This is a genomic window from Streptococcus timonensis (assembly GCF_047460355.1).
In the GTDB taxonomy this organism is placed as follows: Bacteria; Bacillota; Bacilli; order Lactobacillales; family Streptococcaceae; genus Streptococcus; species Streptococcus timonensis_A.
On sequence record NZ_JASHGL010000001.1, the window covers coordinates 63,833 to 88,417 of the forward strand.

At 39.9% G+C, this 24,585-nt stretch carries 28 protein-coding genes; 17 read left to right on the plus strand and 11 right to left on the minus strand.

The genetic code is table 11. The features are described from left to right. The first annotated feature begins 49 nt into the window (after positions 1-49). The 14 genes from QM941_RS00330 (at position 50) to QM941_RS00395 (ending at position 11,732) form a co-directional block, all read left to right on the plus strand. A complete protein-coding gene (locus tag QM941_RS00330) occupies positions 50-484 on the plus strand; it encodes a MarR family winged helix-turn-helix transcriptional regulator (protein WP_414337560.1) in 435 nt (144 codons plus the stop codon). Then, on the plus strand, positions 484-1,458 hold the full coding sequence (locus QM941_RS00335; RefSeq protein ID WP_414337562.1) for a beta-ketoacyl-ACP synthase III: 975 nt from the start codon (positions 484-486) through the stop codon (positions 1,456-1,458). Before QM941_RS00330 ends, QM941_RS00335 begins: the two co-directional genes overlap by 1 nt. Positions 1,459-1,514: 56 nt before the next feature. Beyond that, on the plus strand, positions 1,515-1,739 hold the full coding sequence (locus QM941_RS00340) for an acyl carrier protein (protein WP_414337565.1): 225 nt from the start codon (positions 1,515-1,517) through the stop codon (positions 1,737-1,739). A 116-nt stretch (positions 1,740-1,855) separates the two neighbouring features. Beyond that, positions 1,856-2,830: an enoyl-[acyl-carrier-protein] reductase FabK gene (gene fabK / locus QM941_RS00345; protein ID WP_414337567.1), complete on the plus strand. Its 975-nt coding sequence runs from the start codon at positions 1,856-1,858 to the stop codon at positions 2,828-2,830. Beyond that, the gene (gene fabD / locus QM941_RS00350; protein WP_414337570.1) at positions 2,823-3,743 is read left to right on the plus strand and encodes an ACP S-malonyltransferase; all 921 of its coding nucleotides are present in this window, start codon (positions 2,823-2,825) and stop codon (positions 3,741-3,743) included. The genes fabK and fabD overlap by 8 nt, the downstream gene beginning before the upstream one ends. Positions 3,744-3,774: 31 nt before the next feature. Continuing rightward, a complete protein-coding gene (fabG, locus tag QM941_RS00355) occupies positions 3,775-4,509 on the plus strand; it encodes a 3-oxoacyl-[acyl-carrier-protein] reductase (protein ID WP_414337572.1) in 735 nt (244 codons plus the stop codon). A 22-nt stretch (positions 4,510-4,531) separates the two neighbouring features. Next, positions 4,532-5,767: a beta-ketoacyl-ACP synthase II gene (fabF, locus tag QM941_RS00360; protein ID WP_414337574.1), complete on the plus strand. Its 1,236-nt coding sequence runs from the start codon at positions 4,532-4,534 to the stop codon at positions 5,765-5,767. Positions 5,768-5,796: 29 nt separating this feature from the next. Next, positions 5,797-6,276, plus strand: coding sequence for an acetyl-CoA carboxylase biotin carboxyl carrier protein (locus tag QM941_RS00365; protein WP_414338855.1), 480 nt, complete (start codon positions 5,797-5,799; stop codon positions 6,274-6,276). Continuing rightward, the gene (gene fabZ, locus QM941_RS00370; RefSeq protein WP_075566399.1) at positions 6,273-6,695 is read left to right on the plus strand and encodes a 3-hydroxyacyl-ACP dehydratase FabZ; all 423 of its coding nucleotides are present in this window, start codon (positions 6,273-6,275) and stop codon (positions 6,693-6,695) included. Before QM941_RS00365 ends, fabZ begins: the two co-directional genes overlap by 4 nt. 10 nt (positions 6,696-6,705) lie before the next feature. Beyond that, positions 6,706-8,073: an acetyl-CoA carboxylase biotin carboxylase subunit gene (accC, locus tag QM941_RS00375; protein ID WP_414337577.1), complete on the plus strand. Its 1,368-nt coding sequence runs from the start codon at positions 6,706-6,708 to the stop codon at positions 8,071-8,073. Positions 8,074-8,108: 35 nt separating this feature from the next. Further along, positions 8,109-8,969: an acetyl-CoA carboxylase, carboxyltransferase subunit beta gene (gene accD / locus QM941_RS00380; protein ID WP_414337579.1), complete on the plus strand. Its 861-nt coding sequence runs from the start codon at positions 8,109-8,111 to the stop codon at positions 8,967-8,969. Further along, positions 8,966-9,733 (plus strand): acetyl-CoA carboxylase carboxyl transferase subunit alpha, encoded by a 768-nt coding sequence (locus QM941_RS00385; RefSeq protein WP_414337581.1) that lies wholly within the window; start codon positions 8,966-8,968, stop codon positions 9,731-9,733. Before accD ends, QM941_RS00385 begins: the two co-directional genes overlap by 4 nt. A gap of 350 nt (positions 9,734-10,083) precedes the next feature. After that, the gene (locus QM941_RS00390; protein ID WP_414337584.1) at positions 10,084-10,809 is read left to right on the plus strand and encodes a lysostaphin resistance A-like protein; all 726 of its coding nucleotides are present in this window, start codon (positions 10,084-10,086) and stop codon (positions 10,807-10,809) included. A gap of 197 nt (positions 10,810-11,006) precedes the next feature. Continuing rightward, positions 11,007-11,732, plus strand: coding sequence for a lysostaphin resistance A-like protein (locus QM941_RS00395; RefSeq protein WP_414337587.1), 726 nt, complete (start codon positions 11,007-11,009; stop codon positions 11,730-11,732). A 51-nt stretch (positions 11,733-11,783) separates the two neighbouring features. Here the strand turns inward: QM941_RS00395 and nusB are convergent, their stop codons facing one another. From nusB to gatC, 9 genes are all read right to left on the minus strand, one after another. Further along, on the minus strand, positions 11,784-12,206 hold the full coding sequence (nusB, locus tag QM941_RS00400) for a transcription antitermination factor NusB (RefSeq protein ID WP_414337589.1): 423 nt from the start codon (positions 12,204-12,206) through the stop codon (positions 11,784-11,786). Next, positions 12,199-12,588, minus strand: a complete 390-nt coding sequence (locus QM941_RS00405; protein WP_414337591.1) for an Asp23/Gls24 family envelope stress response protein — start codon at positions 12,586-12,588, stop codon at positions 12,199-12,201. Before QM941_RS00405 ends, nusB begins: the two co-directional genes overlap by 8 nt. A 21-nt stretch (positions 12,589-12,609) precedes the next feature. Beyond that, the gene (gene efp, locus QM941_RS00410; RefSeq protein WP_075566413.1) at positions 12,610-13,170 is read right to left on the minus strand and encodes an elongation factor P; all 561 of its coding nucleotides are present in this window, start codon (positions 13,168-13,170) and stop codon (positions 12,610-12,612) included. Between the two features lie 79 nt (positions 13,171-13,249). Continuing rightward, positions 13,250-14,581: an SPFH domain-containing protein gene (locus tag QM941_RS00415; protein ID WP_414337594.1), complete on the minus strand. Its 1,332-nt coding sequence runs from the start codon at positions 14,579-14,581 to the stop codon at positions 13,250-13,252. 9 nt (positions 14,582-14,590) lie between these two features. Continuing rightward, positions 14,591-15,559 (minus strand): zinc-ribbon domain-containing transport protein, encoded by a 969-nt coding sequence (locus tag QM941_RS00420; RefSeq protein ID WP_414277177.1) that lies wholly within the window; start codon positions 15,557-15,559, stop codon positions 14,591-14,593. A 50-nt stretch (positions 15,560-15,609) separates the two neighbouring features. Continuing rightward, complete coding sequence (locus QM941_RS00425; RefSeq protein WP_006151606.1) at positions 15,610-16,002, minus strand: hypothetical protein; 393 nt, start codon at positions 16,000-16,002, stop codon at positions 15,610-15,612. Between the two features lie 53 nt (positions 16,003-16,055). Continuing rightward, the gene (gene gatB / locus QM941_RS00430) at positions 16,056-17,501 is read right to left on the minus strand and encodes an Asp-tRNA(Asn)/Glu-tRNA(Gln) amidotransferase subunit GatB (protein ID WP_414337597.1); all 1,446 of its coding nucleotides are present in this window, start codon (positions 17,499-17,501) and stop codon (positions 16,056-16,058) included. Continuing rightward, positions 17,501-18,967, minus strand: coding sequence for an Asp-tRNA(Asn)/Glu-tRNA(Gln) amidotransferase subunit GatA (gene gatA / locus QM941_RS00435; protein ID WP_414337600.1), 1,467 nt, complete (start codon positions 18,965-18,967; stop codon positions 17,501-17,503). The genes gatB and gatA overlap by 1 nt, the downstream gene beginning before the upstream one ends. Continuing rightward, complete coding sequence (gene gatC / locus QM941_RS00440; RefSeq protein ID WP_414337603.1) at positions 18,967-19,269, minus strand: Asp-tRNA(Asn)/Glu-tRNA(Gln) amidotransferase subunit GatC; 303 nt, start codon at positions 19,267-19,269, stop codon at positions 18,967-18,969. Before gatC ends, gatA begins: the two co-directional genes overlap by 1 nt. A 212-nt stretch (positions 19,270-19,481) precedes the next feature. On the opposite strand from gatC, the gene QM941_RS00445 reads away from it, so the two are divergent. From QM941_RS00445 to QM941_RS00455, 3 genes are all read left to right on the plus strand, one after another. Then, on the plus strand, positions 19,482-20,156 hold the full coding sequence (locus QM941_RS00445; RefSeq protein WP_414337606.1) for a TIGR02206 family membrane protein: 675 nt from the start codon (positions 19,482-19,484) through the stop codon (positions 20,154-20,156). Between the two features lie 34 nt (positions 20,157-20,190). Beyond that, the gene (locus QM941_RS00450) at positions 20,191-20,883 is read left to right on the plus strand and encodes a TIGR02206 family membrane protein (protein WP_414337609.1); all 693 of its coding nucleotides are present in this window, start codon (positions 20,191-20,193) and stop codon (positions 20,881-20,883) included. Between the two features lie 207 nt (positions 20,884-21,090). Continuing rightward, positions 21,091-22,635 carry a peptide chain release factor 3 gene (locus QM941_RS00455; protein WP_414337611.1) on the plus strand — a complete coding sequence of 515 codons (1,545 nt, stop codon included), beginning with the start codon at positions 21,091-21,093 and terminating at the stop codon, positions 22,633-22,635. Between the two features lie 534 nt (positions 22,636-23,169). On the opposite strand, the gene QM941_RS00460 is transcribed toward QM941_RS00455, so the two are convergent. Both QM941_RS00460 and QM941_RS00465 read right to left on the minus strand, forming a co-directional pair. Further along, on the minus strand, positions 23,170-23,862 hold the full coding sequence (locus QM941_RS00460; RefSeq protein WP_414337612.1) for a lysostaphin resistance A-like protein: 693 nt from the start codon (positions 23,860-23,862) through the stop codon (positions 23,170-23,172). Positions 23,863-23,921: 59 nt separating this feature from the next. After that, positions 23,922-24,545: a hypothetical protein gene (locus QM941_RS00465; RefSeq protein WP_414337615.1), complete on the minus strand. Its 624-nt coding sequence runs from the start codon at positions 24,543-24,545 to the stop codon at positions 23,922-23,924. Between the last annotated feature and the right edge of the window lie 40 nt (positions 24,546-24,585).

Consider the following 24,585-nt stretch of genomic DNA (forward strand, 5'->3'; position numbering starts at 1 on the left):
TATCAAATGTTTTGATTATAAAACTTTTTATAGTTAAGGAGGGGAAGAATTGGATTATCAAAAAATAAATGAATATTTAACATCTATCTTCAATAACGTTCTAGTAATTGAAGAAGTGAGCCTCAGAGGTAGTCAATTTAAAGATATTTCTATAAAGGAAATGCATACGATTGACGTGATTGGGAAGTATCCGGGTGTAACACCTAGTCATGTGTCTAAAGAGTTGATGGTGACACTTGGGACAGTGACTACGAGTCTAAATAACTTGGAGCGAAAAGGTTATATCGAAAGAGTTCGTTCAGACCAGGATCGTCGAGTTGTACATCTGAATTTGACCAAGAAAGGTCGTCTCGTGCATCGTTTACATAAACGTTTCCACAAGGCTATGATTGAAAGAATTATCGAAGGCATGAGTCCGGAAGAGATAGATGTCATGGGCAAGGGATTGACTAATCTGTATCAATTTTTGGAGGATTTGAAATAATGGCTTTTGCAAAAATAAGCCAAGTTGCTCATTATGTTCCAGAGCAAGTAATTACTAATAACGATTTGGCTCTGGTAATGGATACGAGTGATGAATGGATATCAAGTCGTACAGGTATAAAAGAGCGACACATTTCAAAAACAGAGTTCACGAGTGATTTCGCAACAGAAGTTGCTAAGAGTCTCCTCAATAGAGCTGGTTTAACGGCAGATCAAATAGATTTTATCATAGTTGCAACAGTAACACCCGACTCACTTATGCCGTCTACAGCAGCTCGGGTTCAAGCCAATATTGGAGCATTTAAGGCATTTGCTTTTGACTTAACAGCTGCCTGTAGTGGCTTTATCTTTGCCTTATCTGTCGCAGAAAAGTTCATTTCTTCAGGTAGTTATCAAAGAGGAATTGTAATTGGTGCTGAAACCTTATCAAAATCAGTAGATTGGACAGACCGTTCCACAGCAGTTCTTTTTGGAGATGGTGCAGGTGGTGTTTTGCTAGAAAGATCTGAAAGTCAGCATTTTCTAGCAGAGAGCCTACACAGTGATGGTTCCCGTGGTGACTGTTTGGCCTTTGGGAAAACTCCCTTGACCTCTCCTTTTTCTATTGAGGAAAAGACCGAGAGCATCTTGAAAATGGACGGTAGGGCAGTCTTTGATTTTGCAACTCGAGATGTTGCCAAATCTATCCAAAATACCATTGAGTCTAGCCCTTTATCAGTAGATGAGTTAGACTATCTATTACTTCATCAGGCTAACATACGAATCTTAGACAAGATGGCTAAAAAGCTTGGTGTTAATCGCGATAAAATCCCCGCTAATATTATGAGTTATGGCAATACTAGCGCGGCTAGTATCCCGATTTTACTTTCTGATTGTGTTGAAAAAGGCTTTATTCATTTGGATGGAAGCCAAAAGATTCTCATGACAGGCTTCGGCGGAGGCTTGACCTGGGGCACAGTCATTGTTAAACTTTAGGTAATCATGTGGTCATCACATTTTTATAAAAACTATATATTTTAAAGGAGTCTATCATGGCAGTATTTGAAAAAGTACAAGAAATTATCGTTGAAGAACTTGGGAAAGATGCATCAGAAGTAACACTTGAATCTACTTTTGATGATTTGGATGCAGATTCATTGGACTTGTTCCAAGTTATCTCAGAAATCGAAGATGCTTTTGACATCCAAATCGAAGCAGAAGATAGCTTAAAAACAGTTGGCGACTTGGTTGCTTACGTTGAAGCTAAAACAAAATAATTAGAATAAATGGAGAAGGAGTAGGGGAGACCCGCTCCCTCTTGTTTAGCTAATAGTTTGATATTCAAAATATAGATACATCAAACTATTAGCTGAGCAATATAATTGGAGGCACTATGAAAACTCGTATTACAGAATTATTAAATATTGATTATCCTATTTTCCAAGGAGGAATGGCCTGGGTTGCTGATGGTGACTTGGCTGGAGCTGTTTCCAAGGCTGGTGGTCTAGGGATTATCGGAGGAGGAAATGCTCCCAAGGAAGTCGTTAAGGCTAATATCGATAAGATTAAATCATTGACTGATAAACCTTTTGGGGTCAATATCATGCTCTTGTCTCCATTTGTAGATGACATTGTGGACTTAGTCATTGAAGAAGGTGTAAAAGTAGTCACTACTGGTGCTGGAAATCCAAGTAAGTACATGTCTCGTTTCCACGAAGCAGGAATTACAGTGATTCCAGTCGTCCCAAGTGTTGCCTTGGCAAAACGCATGGAGAAAATTGGTGCGGATGCTGTCATTGCTGAAGGAATGGAAGCTGGAGGGCATATAGGTAAGTTGACCACCATGACCTTGGGTCGTCAGGTTGCAGCTGCGGTTTCAATTCCAGTTATTATCGCTGGGGGAATTGCAGATGGTGAAGGTGTTGCGGCAGCATTCATGCTGGGGGCAGAAGCTGTCCAAGTAGGAACTCGTTTTGTAGTTGCTAAAGAATCCAATGCCCATCCAAACTATAAAGAAAAAATCCTCAAGGCTCGTGATATTGACACAACTGTTTCTGCCCAACATTTTGGGCATGCGGTCCGTGCCATTAAAAACCAATTAACAAGGGATTTTGAACAGGCTGAAAAAGATGCCTTCAAACAAGAAAATCCAGATTTAGAAGTTTTTGAACAAATGGGAGCAGGTGCTCTAGCTAGAGCAGTTGTTCATGGAGATGTGAACAGTGGTTCAGTAATGGCTGGACAGATCGCTGGACTTGTTTCTAAGGAAGAAACGGTCGAAGAAATCCTAAAAGACCTTTACTACGGTGCCGCTAAGAAAATTCAAGAAGAAGCCTCTCGTTGGGCAGGAGTTACCAAAAATGACTAAAACAGCCTTTCTATTTGCAGGTCAAGGAGCCCAGTATCTAGGAATGGGACGAGACCTCTATGACAAATATCCCATCGTCAAAGCAACCATTGACCAAGCCAGTCAGCTATTGGGCTATGATCTTCGTGAAATCATTGATCATGAAGAAAGTAAGTTAAACCAAACACGCTACACACAACCTGCTATCCTTGCGACGTCGGTAGCTATCTATCGCCTCTTACAAGAAAAAGGCTATGAGGCTGATATGGTGGCAGGCTTATCCCTAGGGGAATATTCTGCCCTAGTAGCAAGTGGAGCCTTAGATTTTGAAGGGGCTATTGCCTTAGTTGCCAAGCGGGGAGCTTATATGGAAGAAGCTGCACCTGCAGGTTCAGGCAAAATGGTTGCAGTTCTCAATACTCCAGTCGATGTAATTGAAGAAGCTTGTCAAAAAGCATCAGAATTTGGAGTAGTAACTCCAGCCAACTACAATACACCAAGCCAAATTGTTATCGGTGGTGAAGTTGCTGCGGTAGACCGCGCTGTAGAACTTTTAAAAGAAGCAGGTGCCAAACGCATCCTCCCACTTAATGTATCTGGACCTTTCCATACCGCCCTGCTTGAATCTGCTAGTCAAAAATTAGCTGAGGTATTAACAGAGGTTCAGTTTAATGATTTTAATTGTCCTTTAGTTGGTAATACAGAAGCTAAGATTATGGAAAAAGATAGAATAGCTGAACTTTTGACACGTCAGGTGAAGGAACCGGTTCGTTTTTATGAGAGTATTGCTCTTATGAAAGAAGCTGGAGTGACGCGATTTATCGAAATTGGCCCAGGAAAAGTCTTGTCAGGCTTTGTTAAAAAAATTGATCGAACGGCTGATTTAGCTAATGTGGAAGATCAAGCAAGTTTAGAAACACTTATTAATAACTAACTGAGATAGTTGAAGTTCTGAAAGGAGAAAAATGAAACTAGAAAATAAAAATGTCTTTATTACAGGCTCAAGCCGTGGAATCGGACTAGCAATTGCTCATAAATTTGCCAGCTTGGGTGCCAATATAGTCTTGAATAGCCGTGGTCAAATCTCCGAGGAGCTCTTAGCTAGTTTTAAATCATACTGTGTTAAGGTTCTTGCTATCTCTGGAGACGTATCAGACTATACCGATGCTAAGAGAATGGTTGACCAAGCAATTGAAGAATTAGGATCAGTCGATATTTTGGTCAATAATGCAGGTATCACCCAAGATACAATCATGCTAAAGATGACAGAAGAGGACTTTGAACGAGTGTTAAAAGTTAACCTGACGGGAGCCTTCAATATGACCCAATCTGTTTTGAAACAGATGATTAAAGCTCGAGAAGGTGCCATCATCAACATGTCCAGTGTTGTTGGACTGATGGGGAATGTTGGTCAAGCAAACTATGCCGCTTCTAAGGCAGGATTAATTGGATTTACCAAGTCTGTAGCGCGTGAAGTTGCTGGACGTAATGTTCGGGTAAACGCCATTGCACCAGGTATGATTGAGTCAGATATGACAGCTGTTTTAAGCGATAAGGTCAAGGATGCAATGTTGGCACAAATTCCAATGAAACAGTTTGGTCAAGCAGAACAAGTTGCAGATGTGGCAGTCTTTCTTGCAAGTCAAGATTATCTAACAGGACAAGTCATTGCTATTGATGGTGGACTAACCATGCAATAATCGTTAAAGTAGAGGTGAAATAATGAAATTAAATAGAGTAGTGGTAACTGGTTACGGATTAACATCTCCGATTGGCAATACACCAGAAGAATTTTGGAATAGTCTAAAAATTGGTAAGATCGGGATTGATAAGATTACCAAGTTTGATCACAGTGCTTTTGACGTCCATAATGCAGCAGAGATTAATGATTTTCCTTTTGACAAATATTTTGTAAAAAAAGATACCAATCGTTTCGATGATTATTCTTTGTATGCCTTGTATGCTGCTCAAGAAGCAGTTGACCATGCTAACCTTGACGTAGAAGCACTTGATAAAGACCGCTTTGGTGTCATCGTTGCATCAGGTATCGGTGGAATCAGAGAAATCGAAGACCAAGTCCTTCGACTTCACGAAAAAGGGCCAAAACGTGTTAAACCATTAACACTTCCCAAAGCCTTGCCAAATATGGCTGCAGGAAATGTAGCTATGCGCTTTGGTGCCAATGGAATTTGTAAATCAATCAATACAGCCTGTGCTTCATCAAACGATGCAATCGGCGATGCCTTTCGTTCTATTAAATTTGGTTTCCAAGACATCATGTTGGTTGGAGGATCAGAAGCCTCTATTACTCCTTTTGCGATCGCTGGATTCCAAGTATTGACAGCTTTATCAACTACTGAAGATCCAACTCGTGCTTCTATCCCATTTGATAAGGATCGTAATGGATTTGTCATGGGTGAAGGTTCAGGTATGCTAGTATTAGAAAGTTTAGAACATGCTGAGAAGCGTGGAGCAACTATCTTGGCAGAAGTTGTTGGTTACGGGAATACCTGTGATGCTTATCATATGACAGCACCTCATCCAGAAGGTAAGGGAGCTATCAAGGCTATCAAACTTGCCTTAGAAGAAGCAGGAATCAGTCCTGACCAGGTTGGTTATGTCAACGCTCATGGTACCTCAACTCCAGCTAATGAAAAAGGCGAAAGCGGCGCTATTGTAGCTGTTTTAGGAAAAGAAGTTCCAGTGTCTTCAACCAAATCATTTACAGGTCACTTGCTAGGAGCAGCTGGTGCTGTCGAAGCTATTGCTACGATTGAAGCGATGCGTAATAGTTATGTACCAATGACTGCAGGAACAACAGAATTATCTGACTATATTGAAGCAAATGTTATCTTTGGGCAAGGTTTGGAACGTGAGATTCCATATGCTATTTCAAATACTTTTGGATTTGGTGGACACAATGCAGTCCTTGCATTCAAACGTTGGGAGAATAAGTAAAGATGAATTTAAACGAAATCAAAGATTTGATGGCGCAGTTTAATCAATCAAGTCTGAGAGAATTATCTTATAAAAATGGGGCTGAGGAATTGCAGTTTAGCAAGAATGAAACAAGAATCGTTTCAGAATTTGCGCAGCCAGTTCAAACAGTTCATTCCCATCAGTCGATTGAAGCGATTGCCAAAGAACAATCAATAGAATCTGTTGCTACTAGTTCAACACCAATAGCAGAAGAAACTCAAATAGAATCAACAGTTGAGTATCAAGAAGCTGAAGGTGATCTTGTAGAGAGTCCCCTTGTCGGAGTTGTTTACTTGGCTGCTGGACCAGATAAACCATACTTTGTGAGTGTTGGAGATACTGTTAAAAAAGGCCAAACCTTGGTCATCATCGAAGCCATGAAGGTCATGAATGAAATTCCAGCACCTAAGGATGGAATTGTAACTGAGATTCTTGTTACAAATGAAGAAATGGTAGAATTCGGGAAAGGCTTGGTACGTATCAAATGATTGATATTCAAGGAATTAAAGAAGCTTTGCCACACCGATATCCCATGCTCTTAGTGGATCGTGTTTTAGAAGTCAGTGAAGACACCATTGTTGCTATCAAGAATGTGAGCATCAATGAGCCTTTCTTCAACGGACACTTCCCAGCTTACCCTGTGATGCCAGGTGTACTGATCATGGAAGCCTTGGCACAAACAGCAGGCGTTTTAGAATTATCAAAACCTGAGAACAAAGGGAAACTCGTCTTCTATGCGGGTATGGATAAGGTCAAATTTAAGAAGCAAGTTGTACCTGGTGATCAATTAGTCATGACCGCTACATTTGTCAAACGTCGTGGTACAATCGCCGTAGTAGAAGCGAAGGCAGAAGTAGATGGTAAGCTAGCAGCAAGTGGAACCCTAACCTTTGCAATTGGAAACTAGGAGGTTATCCATGTTTCGAAAGATTTTAATTGCTAATCGTGGAGAAATCGCAGTTCGAATTATTCGAGCGGCAAGAGAATTAGGTATTGCTACAGTTGCTGTTTATTCGACTGCTGATAAAGAAGCTCTGCACACACTTTTGGCTGATGAGGCAATCTGTATCGGCCCTGGTAAGGCAACAGAGTCTTATCTAAATATTAATGCTATTTTATCTGCTGCAGTTTTAACTGAGGCAGAAGCTATTCACCCTGGATTTGGTTTTTTAAGTGAAAATTCCAAATTTGCAACTATGTGTGAAGAAGTCGGTATCAAATTTATTGGTCCTTCGGCTCGTGTAATGGATGTCATGGGGGATAAAATTAACGCCCGTGCTCAAATGATTAAGGCCAAGGTACCCGTCATTCCTGGTTCAGATGGTGAAGTCCATACTGCAGAAGAAACACTAGAAATTGCTGAGAAGATTGGCTATCCAGTTATGCTCAAGGCATCAGCAGGTGGAGGCGGAAAAGGGATACGTAAGGTAGAAAAGGCAGATGATCTAGTTGCGGCCTTTGAGACAGCTTCTAGCGAAGCTAAGGCTAACTTTGGTAATGGTGCCATGTACCTAGAACGTGTCATATATCCCGCTCGCCATATTGAAGTTCAGATTTTAGCTGACCAAGAGGGTCATGTTATCCACTTAGGTGAGCGTGATTGTTCGCTACAACGTAATAACCAAAAGGTTTTAGAAGAAAGCCCTTCTATTGCGATTGGTAAGACACTTCGTAATGAAATTGGTGCTGCAGCGATCCGTGCTGCAGAGTCTGTTGGCTATGAAAATGCTGGAACCATTGAATTTCTCTTGGATGAAGCGAGTGGGAAATTCTACTTTATGGAGATGAATACTCGTGTCCAAGTAGAACATCCTGTCACAGAATTCGTTTCAGGCGTCGATATAGTTAAGGAACAAATCCGTATCGCGGCAGGTCAGCCTCTGGCTGTCAAACAAGAAGACATCGTCCTACGTGGGCATGCTATTGAATGTCGAATCAATGCAGAAAATCCAGCTTTTAATTTTGCACCTAGTCCAGGTAAGATAAAAAATCTTTATCTTCCTAGTGGTGGTGTAGGCTTGAGAGTAGATTCGGCAGTTTATCCAGGCTATACTATTCCACCTTACTATGATAGTATGATTGCTAAAATCATTGTTCATGGTGAAAATCGTTTTGATGCACTGATGAAGATGCAGCGCGCACTCTATGAACTGGAAATTGAAGGTGTGGAGACTAATGCTAATTTTCAATTGGATTTGATTTCAGATAGTCGCGTAATTGCTGGAGATTATGACACTTCCTTCTTGATGGAAACTTTCTTACCAGCTTATCAAGCTAAAAAATAAATTTTAAAAGAGTATGAGACCGAAAAGGGGGATCTATGGCTCTATTTAGTAAAAAAGATAAATACATTCGAATCAAACCTAAAAGTTTGCAAAAAAATCAAGTGAAACCAGTAGTTCCAGATGAACTCTTTTCCAAGTGTCCAGCTTGTAAACACACTATCTATCAAAAAGATTTGGGAAGTGAGCGTATCTGTCCCCACTGCAGCTATACTTTCCGTATTTCTGCTCAAGAACGATTGAATTTAACAGTTGAACCCAATAGTTTTGAAGAGATGTTTACTGGAATTGAAACTAAAGACCCTTTGAAATTCCCTGGTTATCGTGAAAAATTAGCCCAAATTCGTCAGGAAACAGGGCTAGATGAGGCTGTTGTTACAGGAACTGCTTTGATTAAGGGTGAAAAAGTTGCTCTTGGAATCATGGATTCTAACTTTATCATGGCGTCAATGGGGACAGTTGTTGGTGAAAAAATCACTCGTTTGTTTGAATTTGCAACTCTTGAGGGGTTACCTGTCGTTCTTTTTACAGCATCTGGTGGAGCTCGTATGCAAGAAGGTATTATGAGCTTAATGCAGATGGCCAAGGTATCTGCTGCTGTGAAACGTCATTCTATGGCAGGTCTCTTTTATCTGACCATTCTTACAGATCCTACAACAGGAGGTGTAACGGCTTCTTTTGCCATGGAGGGAGATATCATCTTAGCAGAACCTCAAAGTTTAGTTGGTTTTGCCGGTCGCCGAGTTATTGAAAACACGGTGAGAGAAGATTTGCCAGAGGATTTCCAGAAGGCAGAATTTCTCCTAGAACATGGTTTTGTGGATGCGATTGTTAGACGAAGAGAACTACCAGATATGATCTCTCGATTAGTGAGACTACATGGGAGGAATCACAGATGAAGATTGCAAAAATTGTCAGAAAAGCACGTGAACAAAGTAGATTAACTGCTCTGGATTTTGCAGTGGAAATCTTCGATGACTTTATTGAATTACATGGGGATCGCTCTTTTAGAGACGATGGTGCTGTTATCGGTGGCATTGGTTGGTTAGGTCATCAAGCAGTGACAGTAGTGGGTATCCAAAAAGGAAAGAGTCTACAAGACAATCTCAATCGTAATTTTGGACAACCTCATCCTGAAGGCTATCGTAAGGCCTTGCGGTTGATGAAGCAAGCGGAAAAATTCGGTCGTCCTATTGTCACCTTTATCAATACTGCAGGTGCCTATCCTGGAGTTGGAGCTGAGGAACGTGGTCAAGGTGAGGCTATTGCCCGTAATCTCATGGAAATGAGTGATCTTAAGGTCCCTATCATCGCAATTATAATCGGTGAAGGTGGATCTGGTGGAGCTCTTGCACTTGCAGTAGCTGACCGGGTTTGGATGCTAGAAAACTCTATCTATGCAGTTCTTAGTCCCGAAGGCTTTGCCTCTATCCTTTGGAAGGATGGGAGTCGTGCCATGGAGGCAGCAGAACTGATGAAGATAACCTCTCACGAACTTCTAGACATGGAGGTAGTAGATCAGGTCATCTCAGAGGCAGGGCTATCAAGTAAAGAGCTACTAGCCCAAGTGAAATATGAACTGAGCACAGAATTAGAAAGGTTGAAAGGCCTAGAACTAGATCAGCTCCTCGAAGAACGTTACCAACGCTTTAGAAAATACTAAGAATGACTAAATGAGGCTAGAAAGGTCTCATTTTTTTATAGAAACTGTCATTTAGGTTGAAAAAATGACAGTTGAGGAAATAACTGCTAAGATAATCAAAAAAATAGGTATAATGAACATGTAGGCTTAGAAACATATCATTTAAGAAGCTACTTGACATGAGATGTACAGATACATTTACAGTTCTTTCAATGGAGGACTTAGAGCAAGCCTCAGGCGGTGGTATGATTTGGATGTTTGATGAAAGAATTTGGACTTGACCTAGTATAGCAACAGATCAGAAAACTATACTTACTGATGTGACTAGACGTGGTTCTGGTGTTGGCTATTGATAAGTTAAAGGAGTGAGTATGAAAAAACTAGGGCATTTGGGAGTCTTTATCTTACTGGTATTTTTATCGGTTTATCTACCAGAGTTAGGGATTATGCATCTAACTAAGTTTTTAGGATGGGGGATAGATGGCTATTCTATCTTTTCAACAGTTGAAGTAATAGCTCTTTTGCTATTATTTATCTACTGGCTCAAGAAGAAAGAGATGTTCTATATTTTTGAAGAAAATGCTTGGAGTTGGTCAACTCTCTTTTCCCTTGTAGTTTGCCTAGTGGCTACTTATTTTGATCGTCAATTGGTGGATACTTTTCAATTACAGTTTCATCACTTAATTGATAACAAGTATATCTTTCAAGACCTTCTTTCGATTCTATACTCCAATGGGCAACCAACTTTTCTATCAACTGTTCTCAGTTTTAGTTTAACAGTAGTCGTCGGACCTATTTTGGAGGAACTGATTCATAGAGGGTATTTTATGAATACCTTCTTTCCAAACTCCAAGTATTATCTGGATGTCATCTTATCAGCCCTCATCTTTGGACTTTGTCATTTGATCCTAACTCACCGAGATCCTATCAGTTTGATCATTTATAGTTTAGGCGGTCTCTTCTATGCCCTTGTCTACCGTTGGACAAAGAACTTAAAAATTACCATCCTATGCCATAGTTTTTTCAACTTTCTCATTTATGCAAAGCCCATCTGGATTTTTATTTATAATTTTATCTATTATCGTTTTTTTAGATAGAGTTCAGTAAAGAAAAAGTGTTTGATAGCTGTCAAACACTTTTTCTGATTTGATAGTAAGATTGAGATATATATTTTTATGTTAGTGATAGTCGTACCATTCAGGATGAAAAATTGACTTTTATAGAGGTATCTGTTAATATAACAAAAGGTATATATGTAATAAAAATAAGTTAACAAAGATTTTTTGGAGTGAGTATGAAAAAGCTAGGTCATTTGGGAATCTATACATTACTGGTATTCCTATCAATTTATCTACTAGATTTCAGTAGTCTTTATCTGGCTAAGATGTTTGTCTGGGGTATGGATGGCTACTCTATTATTGTAGCAGTAGAGCAACTAGCCCTTTTAGGACTATTTATCTATTGGCTTAAAAAGAAAAAAATGCTCTATATTTTTGAGAAAAAGGGCTCGAAGAAATCCAGATTCTTTTACCTTCTAGTTAGTCTAGTGGCTGCTTATTTTGTCCGTCAGTTGTTAAGTGTTTTTTACTTACAGTTTAGTCACTTCATTAATAATCACTATATCTTTGAAGACCTTCTTTCGGTCCTATCTTTCAGTGAGCAATCTACTATTTTAACGACTTGCTTCTCTTTTATCTCAGTTGTCATTTTGGGGCCTATATTGGAGGAGATTGTTCATAGAGGCTATTTTATGAATACCTTCTTCCCTAAGTCAAAATACTACTTGGATGTCATCCTATCAGCTCTGATATTTGGGCTCAGTCATTTGGTATTGTCCCATCGTGACCCTATCAGTTTGATGGTTTATAGTTTTTCCGGTCTTTTCTTTGCCCTAGTCTACCGTTGGACAAAGAATCTAAAAATCACAATTCTGTGTCATAGTTTTATAAATTTTCTCATCCATGCAGATTTCATCTGGTTGTTTCTTTCTAATTTAATCTACGATCGTTTTTTTAGATAGAGTGAAGCAAAGAAAAAGTGTTTGACAACCGTCAAGCACTTTTTCTTGTATTTAATTTTCCTCGGTTACAAATTGGCTGAGGAGTCCGTTGATAAAACGGGCAGATTTTTGATCTGAGAAGTCTTTTGCAAGCTCGATAGCTTCGTTAACAGCAACCAGCTGAGGAGTGTCAAAGGAAGTAATTTCAAAAACTCCTAAACGTAGGATACTTTTTTCAACTAAGGTTAAGCGATCAATTGTCCAACCTGTTTTCAAATGCTGAGTAATTTGTTTATCTAAATCCTCTTTTTGAGCTTGAACACCTGATACTAGATCTGTAAGAAAGCTAGGGAGTTTTACCTCTTCGTCTTCACGATCATGTGTGTAAGCAAATCGACAAGCTGTTTCTACGTCCGTCCCATACTCAAGGCTCATGAGAGCTTGAAAGGCGCATTTACGGAGCTGGCGTCTAGATTCTAATAGGGGACTAGTCATTGAGGAAGTCCTCATTAAACAAATCTGTCAATGCCGGTTTTGGTGTTTTATCTGGTGCAATACCAGCAACGTGAATGTTGACAGCAGAGATTTTGATATCAGCCATATTACGAACAGCATCCTTAACAGTTTTTTGAATCGCCATAGCAACTTTCGGTACTTTAACACCGTACTCAAGGTAGAGATAGATATCGGCTGTTAATTCTTCATCAACTTCTTTTAGATAGACACCACGACCAAGTGAAAGTTTTGAAAGGGTATCAGATACTGATTTATTTGAAAAAGAGTGGACACCTTCAACTTTTGCAGTAGCGATGGCGATAATTTTTTCAAGTACACGTGGAGCGATAACGATTTCGCCTAATTGTTCTTCAATTGCCATAGATTGACCTCTTTCTAGAGATTAAGCGCGAGAAACGTAAGTTCCTTCAGCAGTGTTAATCACAAGTTTTTGTCCTGCTTCGATAAAGTCTGGAACGTTTACGACAAGACCAGTTTCCATAGTTGCTGGTTTACCAGAACCTGTAACAGTAGCACCTTTGATAGATGGTTGTGTTTCAGCAACTGTCAATTCAACAGTCGTTGGTACAGTCACACCGATCACTTCAGTTCCGTAAAATTGAATCTTCACATCTGAGTTTTCAAGGATGTAAAGCAGTTCGTTTTCAACATTTGCAACAGGGATTTCATACTGATCGTAAGTTTCTGTGTTCATGAAGTATGCTGTTTCATCCATTTTATACAAGTATTGAGCTGGAACAGTTTCGATGATTGCTTGTTCAAACTTTTCTTCTGGACGGTAGCTTGTTTCAAATGTAGAACCAGTACGAACATCACGCAATTTCATACGCATGATAGTGTTACCTTTACCTGGTTTGTGGTGGCTAGCTTCCAAAACGCGAATCAATTTTCCATCTGCTGTTTCAAAGGTCATTCCAGCCTTTAGTTTACTTGCTTCAATCATGTTAATACCTCTTTTATAAATAGTTTATTCTTTATTGTATCATAATAGCCCAGAATTCTCAAATATCAGAGAAGGGAAACTAGTTGACGGGTACAATATCCCCATTTTCATTTCTGGTTACTAATACGTACTTGCCATCGACTTCGATGTAGAAGTTTTTATTAGTTGGTTTTTCTTGACTAATAGTTTCTACTGAAGGAGTTGTTACTTCTTGAGTTGTAGATTCTTGAACAGGAGTTGTCATTTCTGGATTAGTAGTTTCTGCTGAGTTAGCGGGTTGTTCAGGGATAACAGTTTCTACTGGGCTAGCAACTTGCTCAGGACTTGCAGTTTGGGCCGGAGTAAATGCTTGGTTTGGATCAGCAGGTTGTACTGGGGGAACAGTTTGATTTGGGCTAACAGGCTGAGCTTGTTGGGTGAGTTGGCCACCGAGAGTTTGACCGAGATTCATACCCATAAACATGTTCATACCATTGCCATTACCTTCGTTATTGGCTGCCGCAATGAGAGCTTCGTTACGAGCACGACGTTCTTCAATTTCGATGGTATTGTATTTCATAGCAACGAGTTCGCTATCAAGTTTACGAACAAGTTCCAAGCTTTCTTGGTCGTAGCTCAAATCCTCAAGAAGGATATTGGTTGCTTCAATACCGTAAAGTCCTGTCCATACCTTGTTGACTTCTTGCTTAGCGATTTCATTGAAAGTATCCTGATTAGCATTTAGGCTATAGATATCAACTCGGTACTCATTAGTGAATTTGGCAATTGCAATCGCAATTTTAGGAGAGATATTTTGTCGAAGTGTTCCTTGAGCAATATCTTGGAGTGTAAATGGTTTGTGATCTTCAATTTGTTGACTGATGGAGCTGACATAGAAAAGTACAGGATCAGCAACCTTGATATCAAACAATCCGTAAAAACGAATGTTGAGTAATTGTTGGTAACGTTCACTGAAATACTCTACAGCATTTTGGGTACCAAATTTATTCCCTGCGATTGGTTGCATACGGATAAAGATGATTTCTTGTCGAGTAATAACTTGTCCACCAAAAGAGAAGCGGTTTTTGAAGTTTTCCCAAGTACCCTTGATTCCACCTTTTTCAAGGAGCCAAGCGTTATCACCTGCACGCCATTCATGGCTTCCAGCATCAAGTACATCCCCTAGAAAGGTACCGTTATTGACAAGGACAGCAACATATCCTTGAGGGACAATAACAACAGAACCGTCTGTTAAAAGACCAGTATTTTGGTTGCTTTGTCTTGAACCACCGTCAGGATCTTTTGTAAGTAATTGTCCCTTGATGGCCATGACGTCTGAAGAGACGTGGTCTGGAAGTACAACGGCTTCCTTGAATTTGCTATCATTAAAACTATTTAGCCCAGCTGAAAGGGCAGCACGAATAAATCCCATAATTTCCTCCTAATTATAAAGTTCGTCTTCATCCACAACTTCATAGGTATCAAGAACCCATTGATTTGGACTACGTGTGAGTTCAGCTCCGCAATAATCACATTGACTTATAGCTGAGATTCTAAGTGGAGCACCACAGTTTGGACAGTGGTCGCTAACAGCTTCATCTTGAACATTGTTTTCAGTTTGGCTACCATGTTTGCGGATGAAGTTCATTTGATAAACTGTAAATAGATCTTGTTGAGGATCTCCTTCGATAACCTTACGAGTCTTATCTTCGATGACATAGTCTCTCAAAGTAGATGAAAGGATAACCACTAAAGTATCATTTCCATCTGGATTTTCGTAGAAATCTTTGATTCGAACATTTTCAACGTAAACACGTTCCAAAACATTCGTTGTTTGAGATTGGATATAGTCTTCCAGTTGAGCACTGTGTTGAGAATAGAGGCTAGCACTTTCAAGTGAGCGCACCAAATTCCAATCTTTTTTAGTCCAGGCTGCCTGTAATTGGATGTAAACTTCTCTAACCCATGAAGTGAAAGCATCCGCATCAAAGTTTGGATCACCATAGTGTACACGATTAATAGCCAAGGTGTTATTTTCAACTCGACGGTGAAGTGTTGGTTCAACATTGTATCCAGTTGAGTTTCCATATGATTTACCAGATGACGAATTTTGGTCACTCAAATATTTGATGAGCATGAAGAGTAGGAAAGCCCCAACACCAAACATGATAAGAATGTTTATTCCGGTCCCTAGAGAACCTCCTGAACTTGAGTATCTATTGTTAGAATGATAACTGCTTCGTGAAGAAGAACTACTACTAGAACGACTTCGGCTACTGCTACTACTTCGAGAGCTGCTGCGGCTAGAGCTACCACTTCGAGAATGTCCGACACCCGCATCTATTGATTGAAGAGGTGTCACAAAGATAAGAAGCAAGAAGGTAGCGATAAGAGTATATAACTTTTTCATATGTCTCCTAACTATGTGAGTACAAAAATAGTTTTTGGTAAATTTTATGTCTATAAAGAGTTTTTGAGTTTTATAGTTTTATTTTCAATAAACCATCCTATAATCCAACCAAATACGAGTAAATAATTCTCGATAGCACCAATCGCATTAACAGGAGAATGATATTCAATAAAATTTAACAAATGATTTGTTCCTATTCCTATACCACCAATGATGAGGGCAAGAAGGGCAATTCTCAGGTAAAACCAATCGTATTTAATATTAACAGCAAGAATAATAATTAAAACAGCTAGATTCCAAATTCCAATTTCTCTTTGCCATCCTGCAGAAATACCGTAACCAGAATGCTCTCCCATATATGATGGGAGAAAGATTTGTAGAACAGAAGCACCCAACATGGCGACAATAACTAAAATAAATAGTACCCGTAAAAATTTGTTCATTTATTCTCCGTATTCTATTTTTTAGTAGAAAGGGTTATTAACGAAAGTATATTTCACTCACTATCTTTCAACTTAGCCAATTCTTGGGCAAGCAGTTTGAGGGCTACTTGTGGGTTGGCTTGGCCTTTGGTTGCTTTCATGAGGAATCCTGTGAAGGCCTTGTCAGCGTTTCGTTTTCCTGACTTGAAGTCGGCAACAGCAGCTTCATTATCCGCAAAGACTTGATGGATGATTGGAATCAAAACATCAGGATCTGAAATTTGAACTAAACCAGCTTTTTCAACGTACTCACGAGCACCTCCACCATTTTTAGCTAGGTGGACAAAGACTTTCTTAGCAATCTTAGATGAGATCGTTCCATCTTCGATGATAGCAATCATTTCTACCAAGTTTTCTGGAGTCAATTTGATTTGTTCAAGCGTCTTACCTTCAGCATTCAAGAACTGGGCGACTTCACCTTGGAGCCAGTTAGAGACTTGTTTAGCATCACCACCTAGGGCAACAGCTTTCTCAAAGAAGTCAGAAGTGACTTTATTGGCAGTCAACTGGCTAGCATCGTAGTCTGATAAACCAAGGTCAGAAATATAGCGAGCACGGCGCTCTTTTGGAAATTCTGGCAACTCAGTGCGCATTTCCTCAATCCACTCGTCTGAAATTTCAAAGAGTGGTAGGTCTGGTTCTGGGAAGTAGCGGTAGTCTGCAGCACCTTCCTTAACACGCATGAGAATAGTTGCTTTATTAGCTTCATCATAACGGCGAGTTTCTTGGCGGATTTGACCACCTGAACGAAGGATTTCAGCCTGACGTTGCACTTCGTATTCAAGACCTTTACGAACGTTTGAGAAGGAGTTGAGGTTTTTCAACTCAGTTTTGGTACCGAATTTCTCTTGACCATAAGGACGAAGGGAGATGTTGGCATCCACACGCATGGATCCTTCTTCCATCTTAACGTCAGAAATACCAGCGTATTGGATAACTTCCTTAAGGGCTGTTAGATAAGCGTAGGCTTCTTCTGGTGAACGCATGTCTGCTTCAGATACGATTTCAATCAAAGGCACCCCTTGACGGTTGAGGTCAACATAAGAGTAACCATCTGTTCCATGCGTGTTTTTACCTGCATCTTCTTCTAGGTGAGCACGTTCGATACCGATTTTCTTAGTTGTACCGTCTTCTAGCTCCACTTCAATCCAGCCGTTGTAACCGATTGGTTCATCAAACTGAGAAATTTGGTAGGCTTTAGGATTATCAGGGTAGAAGTAGTTCTTGCGGTCAAAGTGCATCTTCTTATGGATGTCCATGTTAAGAGCGAGTGCAGCCTTGATACCAGCATCGACAACACCTTTATTGAGAACTGGTAGTACGCCTGGGAAAGACCAGTCAATCACGTTAGTATTGGCATTTTGGTCGTTTCCAAAGTGGGCAGAAGTAGGTGAGAAGATTTTTGAATTGGTGTTAAGCTCTACGTGGACTTCAAGTCCAATGACTGTTTCAAAGTTCATTAGTTATCACCTCCAAAAATCACGGGTTGTTGTTTGTGGTAGTCTGTTGTTGCTTCAAAAGCAGCAGCAGCTTGGTAGATAGTTTCTTCTGAATACTTAGGACCAATCAATTGGAGTCCTACTGGTAGACCTTGAACAAATCCAGCAGGAATAGAAATCCCTGGTAGACCAGCCAAGTTGACAGGAATTGTTAAAAGGTCAGCCAAGTACATAGCAACTGGATCATGGTTGAGTGAATCCAAGTCGTAGGCAACGCTAGGAGCAGTTGGTCCCAAAATCAAGTCATAATCCGCAAAGACGTTTTCGAAATCTTGGATAATAAGGGTACGAACTTGTCCAGCCTTCTTGTAGTAGGCATCATAGTAACCTGATGAAAGACTGAAAGTACCTAGCATGATACGACGTTTAACTTCTTCACCGAAACCTTGACTGCGGCTGTTTACATAGATTTCATCAAGGTTAGTCGCATCTTCTGCACGGTAGCCGTAACGAATACCATCAAAACGTTGCAAGTTTGATGAAGCTTCTGAAGAAGCGATGATGTAGTAAACGGCAACTCCGTATTTAGAGTGAGGAAGGCTCACTTCTTCAACGATAGCACCAAGTTTTTCAAAGTGCTTAGCGGCTTTGAGGATGGTTTCCTTAACCTCTGGATCAATCCCTTCACCGAGATATTCTTTAGGTAAAGCAATTTTCATGCCCTTGATGTCTTGACCGATTTTTGAAGTAAAGTCGGCAATTCGAACTGGGGCAGAAGTAGAGTCTTTGGCATCTTCGTTGGCAATAGCATTGAGCAAGAGGGCATTTTCCTTAACAGTTGGTGCAAAAGGTCCGATTTGGTCTAGCGAGCTACCAAAGGCAATAAGACCGAAACGTGATACCGTTCCATAGGTTGGTTTGAGACCAACAATCCCGTTAAAGGTAGCAGGTTGGCGAATTGATCCACCGGTATCAGAACCAAGTGACAAGCGAACTTGTCCCGAAGCTACGGCTGCGGCAGAACCACTTGATGATCCACCAGGAACCTTGCTGTGGTCCCAAGCATTTTTGGTAGCACCGTAGTAAGAAGTCTCGCCTGATCCCCCCATGGCAAACTCGTCCATGTTGGTTTTCCCAACAACGATCATGCCCTTAGATTTTGCATTGGCAACAGCAGTGGCATCAAAGATAGGCTCGTAGTTATAGAGCATTTTTGAAGCTGCTGTTGTTAAGAGACCATCTGTAGAAATGTTGTCCTTAACGGCCAGGGGAATTCCAGAAAGAACATTGTCAGCATCGATTCCAGCTTCATCAATAGCTTTAGCCTGAGCAAGAGCTTGATCTTCAGCGATAGTGACGAAAGCATTGATAGCTGTCTCACGAGATTTGATATCTTCAAGCGTTGCTTGCGTTAGTTCAGTTGCTGAAATTTCCTTAGAAACAAGGAGATTATGCAACTCTTCAATGGTTTTATTGTTAAAAGTCATTAGGCATCTCCTCCATCATCTAGGATAGCTGGCACCTTGATATAGTAGTTATCTTTTTCAGGTACATTTTTAAACAAGCGGTCACGGTCTGTTCCTTCTTCGACCACATCAGGTCGGAGAACAGTTTTACGGTCAGCCATCGTTGTAGTAGGTGCAACACCAGTAGTGTCGACTTCACTGAGCAATTCGACCATATCAACAATTTTAGATAAGGTTGTTGCAAACTCAGCAGTTTCTTCTTCTGAGAATTTTAATTTTGAAAGATTGGCAACGTGAGTTACCTCTTCTTGCGTAATTTTCATCGGATATCCTTTCGTGAAATGATGATTCTTTATCTGTTCTATTTTACCATATTTTCCTATAAATAAGGCAAGCCAAGCTAAAAAGAAACAGAAATTGAAAAATACCTTTTATTTCGATATAATGGTTGAAATTAGAAGAAAGAATAACAGTCGTTTCTAGTTGGTAAAAAGGATGTAGAATTGACTCAACTAGAACACGTTAAGGATGACATATGACGCTTTGGGAGTTACTTTTTACCAGTAAAAAGACAGTTCCTCCTCATTTGGGAGCCTGGTACTTTTTATTACCTACTTCTTTGGTAATTATAGCTGTTTTATCGATTCGTTTCGCATCATCTAAAGGTTACAGAAACTTTTGGTTTTGGGGACAATTGATTCAGTTGCTCATTATCAACGCTTGGTATATTGCTGCACGCCTGCCCCTATCTGAGGCTCTCCCTTTTTACCATAGTCGCATGGCTATGTGGATGATTCTTTTTGCCCCTAATAAGACCTTTTTCAAGCAATATTTTTCCTTAGTGGGAGTTTTTGGTTCCATCATGGCTCTGATTCATCCGGTTTTCTATCCCTATCCTTTTCCTCATGTTTCCTCGGTTAACAATGTTTTCGGCCACTGGGCCCTCTTGGCTAACTGCTTGATTTATCTTGTTAGATATTATAAAGTTGAAAAAGGGGATACTTGGAAAATATGCCAGATGACTCTTGGAGTTAATGCCATTATCTTTCTTGCCAACCTCTTGACAGGAGGAAATTATGGCTTTATGAGCAAGCCACCTGTGATTGGGGATCATGGTAGTTTGCTTAACTATCTGATAGTAACCAGTTTGATGACAGGTATTCTCATCTTTATCAATCAACTCGTTAAATATAAACATAAGAATAGTTAATATACAACTGAATTCGTTACCTTAAGGAGACTTTATGCATCATTTTATTACAAGAACTCAAACGACGCCACCGCCTATTCCGATTTTTTGGTACGGTGTCATGATAGGCCTTCTTGCCTTGTCTATTTATGCTTCTCTTACTTACTACAAAAATCCCAAATTTGTTCGAATATTTAAGTGGATTCAAATAGCGCAACTGCTAGCGCTCTATACTTGGTATATTGGGTTCGGCATTCCGTTTTCGAACAGCCTGCCACTTTACCATTGTCGTTTGGCTATGTTCGCTGTTGTTTTCTTACCTGACAAATGGAAGACCAAGCAGTATTTTGCCCTTTTGGGATCCAGTGGAGCAGTATTTGCTTTGGGTTATCCTGTTTTTGACCCCTATGATTTTCCGCATATTACTAGCTTTTCTTTCTTGATTGGGCATTACGCTCTCTTGGTCAATTCCCTGGTTTATCTCATGAATCACTACGATAAAACCCTACTTAAAAAGTATCGAATTATCGCCTACACTTTTATTCTCAACCTTTTCCTAGTTGGGGTCAATCAAGTAACAGGTGGGAATTACGGACTCTTAAATACGACGCCGTTTATTCCAAATGCCCCTATATGGATAAAGTATCTTCTAGTTTCAATCATTCTATCTGCAACCCTAGTACTCTTTGATATCTTGTTTAAGAAACGTTGGCAAAAGAAAATTGCTCTAGAAACGATTCATTTGTGAAGCGATATTACGAGTGATAGATATAAATAATCAACAAAAGAATCTTAAGAGCAGGTCTAGTATCTTGACCTGCTTTTTCTTGTGTAAGCAATTGAAAAACTCTATAAAATCCGATATAATGGAGTGTTGAAAGGAATGTTAGAGTCCGATGTAACAAAGAACGATTATAAATTGAAATTATTAAAAAAGTAGAAAGAAAGAGAACTTATGACTATTCAAGAAGAAATTAAGAAACGCCGTACCTTTGCCATCATCTCTCACCCGGACGCGGGGAAGACAACCATTACTGAGCAATTGCTCTACTTTGGGGGCGAGATTCGTGAGGCTGGTACTGTGAAAGGGAAGAAAACAGGAAACTTTGCTAAGTCAGACTGGATGGATATCGAGAAACAACGTGGGATTTCGGTAACCTCATCTGTCATGCAGTTTGACTACGATGGGAAACGGGTAAATATCCTAGACACTCCAGGACACGAGGATTTTTCAGAAGATACCTATCGGACCTTGATGGCGGTGGATGCTGCGGTCATGGTCGTGGACTCTGCCAAGGGTATTGAGGCCCAAACCAAGAAATTGTTTGAGGTTGTCAAACACCGCGGTATTCCGGTCTTTACCTTTATGAACAAGCTGGACCGTGATGGTCGTGAACCACTAGATCTCTTGCAAGAATTGGAAGAAGTCTTGGGTATTGCAAGTTATCCAATGAACTGGCCAATCGGGATGGGGAAAGCCTTTGAGGGGCTCTATGACCTCTATAACCAACGCTTGGAACTCTATAAAGGGGATGAACGTTTTGCTAGCCTAGAAGATGGAGATAAGCTTTTTGCAAGCAATCCTTTCTATGAGCAAGTGAAAGAAGATATCGAACTATTAAATGAAGCAGGAAATGAGTTTTCGGAAGAAGCCATTCTTGCAGGTGATTTGACTCCGGTATTCTTTGGATCAGCCCTAACTAATTTTGGTGTGCAGACCTTCCTTGAAACCTTCCTCAAGTTTGCTCCAGAACCTCATGGTCACAAGAAAACAGACGGAGAAATTGTTGATCCTTATGATAAGGACTTCTCAGGATTTGTCTTTAAAATCCAAGCCAATATGGACCCTCGTCACCGTGACCGTATCGCCTTTGTCCGTATCGTATCTGGTGAATTTGAGCGTGGGATGAGTGTCAATCTCCCTCGTACTGGTAAGGGGGCTAAACTGTCTAATGTCACTCAGTTTATGGCTGAAAGTCGTGAAAATGTAACCAATGCCGTAGCTGGAGATATTATCGGGGTTTATGATACAGGTACTTACCAGGTTGGAGATACGCTAACTGTTGGCAAAAACAAGTTTGAGTTTGAACCACTGCCAACCTTTACACCTGAAATTTTTATGAAGGTTTCGCCTAAGAACGTTATGAAACAGAAATCATTCCACAAGGGAATGGAACAGTTGGTACAAGAAGGAGCTGTCCAGCTTTATAAGAATTACCAAACAGGCGAGTACATGTTGGGTGCTGTTGGACAACTCCAGTTCGAAGTGTTTAAGCACCGTATGGAAGGCGAGTATAACGCTGAAGTTGTCATGACTCCAATGGGTAAAAAGACAGTTCGTTGGATTAAACCAGAAGATTTAGATGAACGTATGTCTTCAAGTCGAAACATCTTGGCCAAAGACCGCTTTGATCAACCTGTCTTCCTCTTCGAAAATGACTTTGCCCTCCGCTGGTTTGCGGACAAGTATCCAGATGTGGAGTTGGAAGAAAAGATGTGATTCAGTAAGTCTACTTGATTGCAAAGCAATCTAAGTAGACTACGGCAAGTCCTATAAGACTTGCCTAACTGCTTCACTAACTCATCGGCGAAAAATAATCGTTTTCGCCTCTTCGTGTCGTAATAGTTAGAAAGTAGTCTAGCTGACTGCCTCACTAACTACGTCTTGCAAATGAAATCGATTTGTAAAACTAAGTGTCGTAATCTAATAAACGGTAACCGTTATGGCGGTTTACCTAAACGCTTCACTAGGAAAAGTCCACGAATGGTATCGATTCGTGGGTTTTGCCGTCGTAACAGAAAGGAAGCGAACTAGCTAACTGCCTTACTAACTACGTTTGGTAAATATAATCGATTTCCCAAACTCCGTGTTGTAGTTCAGTAAATTTATGTAGTTGTGTAACAATCTAAGTAACTAACGCCAAGTTTCTATGGAACTTGGCTAGGCACTTTACGTCGTAAGAGATAGAAAACCCATGAATAGTAATATTCATGGGTTTTAAAATAGTTATTTTTTGTTTTTATTTGTCCTAGCTTACATGCCGATATATCTCGATAATAATACTACTAGAGTAAGCAAGATAAAGCTGACACTATTTAGGACCATATGAATGGCGATGGACATTTCTAAACGACGCGTTGAGTAGGCGGTCCAAGTTAGGACAGTAGACATCCACCCATAGATTATAAAAGAAGGGATATTTGAAGGAACGTGAGCTAGGAGAAAGAGTAGCCATCCTAGTACATAGCCCACTTTTTCATAGCCTTGGAAGAGTTTGGTTGGGATAATGCCACGACAGATAATCTCTTCACAAATCGGCGCAATTAAAACGACTAGAAAGAACATAGCAATAAGTGAGCTTTCAGAGAAGAGATTATTGAGAATTTGTTGGTTGGAAGTTGTTGTTTGATTAAGTAATTGTAACATGATACCACCAATGAGATTTCCAACAAAGATAGCTAGATAACTCAAGGCAATTCTAGGCAAATCATTGATACTAAAGAGTTTCTTCTTAATCACTAAAAGCTTACTTTTATGAGCGCCATACAAAAAGATAGCTAAAACAAGTATAGAAACAAGGCTGACAATGAGTCCAGACCAGATGGAAGGAATCTCAGTTTGGGCTAGCAATCCTAGAAGAGCCATTGGAGTCTGTGAAAGAACGATGGCTACCAGTAAAATACCAAACCATACAAGTCGTTTACGAAAATCATTAAAAAAATTCATTATTAAATCTCCTAAAATTTTATTTTATTATAGCATATTTAAAACAAGGATTCTAGAGGTTACCAAATAAACAGTATAGACACAACAAATAAGATATTGCGGATTATATGGCTGTAAAAAGAAATACCTTGTCTGAGTTTTTTGGGGAATAGAAGTCTTAGGGAAAGGCCTCCTAGAGCAATGTAAAAACCAATCGATAAAATGGTGATGGGATTGAGAAAAATAAGTGAACTGCTACTAACAATAAGGGCGAGGCTAATTGTCTTCTGATGACCAAGTCTTTTCATTTTATTGAAAGTGAGAAAGGTGAAAAGGTCCATTCCAAAAAGAAAGAAGAAGGAAGGAACCAGCAATTCTAAGGTCACCTGTTGATGGGAATTAGTGGTGAGGATAGTCTCAGATAAGAGGAGTCCGAGGCCGACGATGTTGAAAACAATCATAGAACCATAGAGTAAAAAAAGATGAGGACTCTGGTGGAGAAGTTGCTTGGGCTTGTGATCCTTACTTAAAAGATATTGGATGAAGGTGCAAGAACCTGCCAGGATTAATAAGAAAAGTAGAAATATGAGACAAGATTGTTTAAGGGCAAGCGACTGTCCAGACCAAAAGATAGAACTAGAGACTCCAAGCTGCAACACAGAAAAGAATAAGAAGATTTGAATTGACTTTGTTATTTTTTCCATAAAGAACATCCTTTTATTGTTCTTCATTATAGCTAAAAGG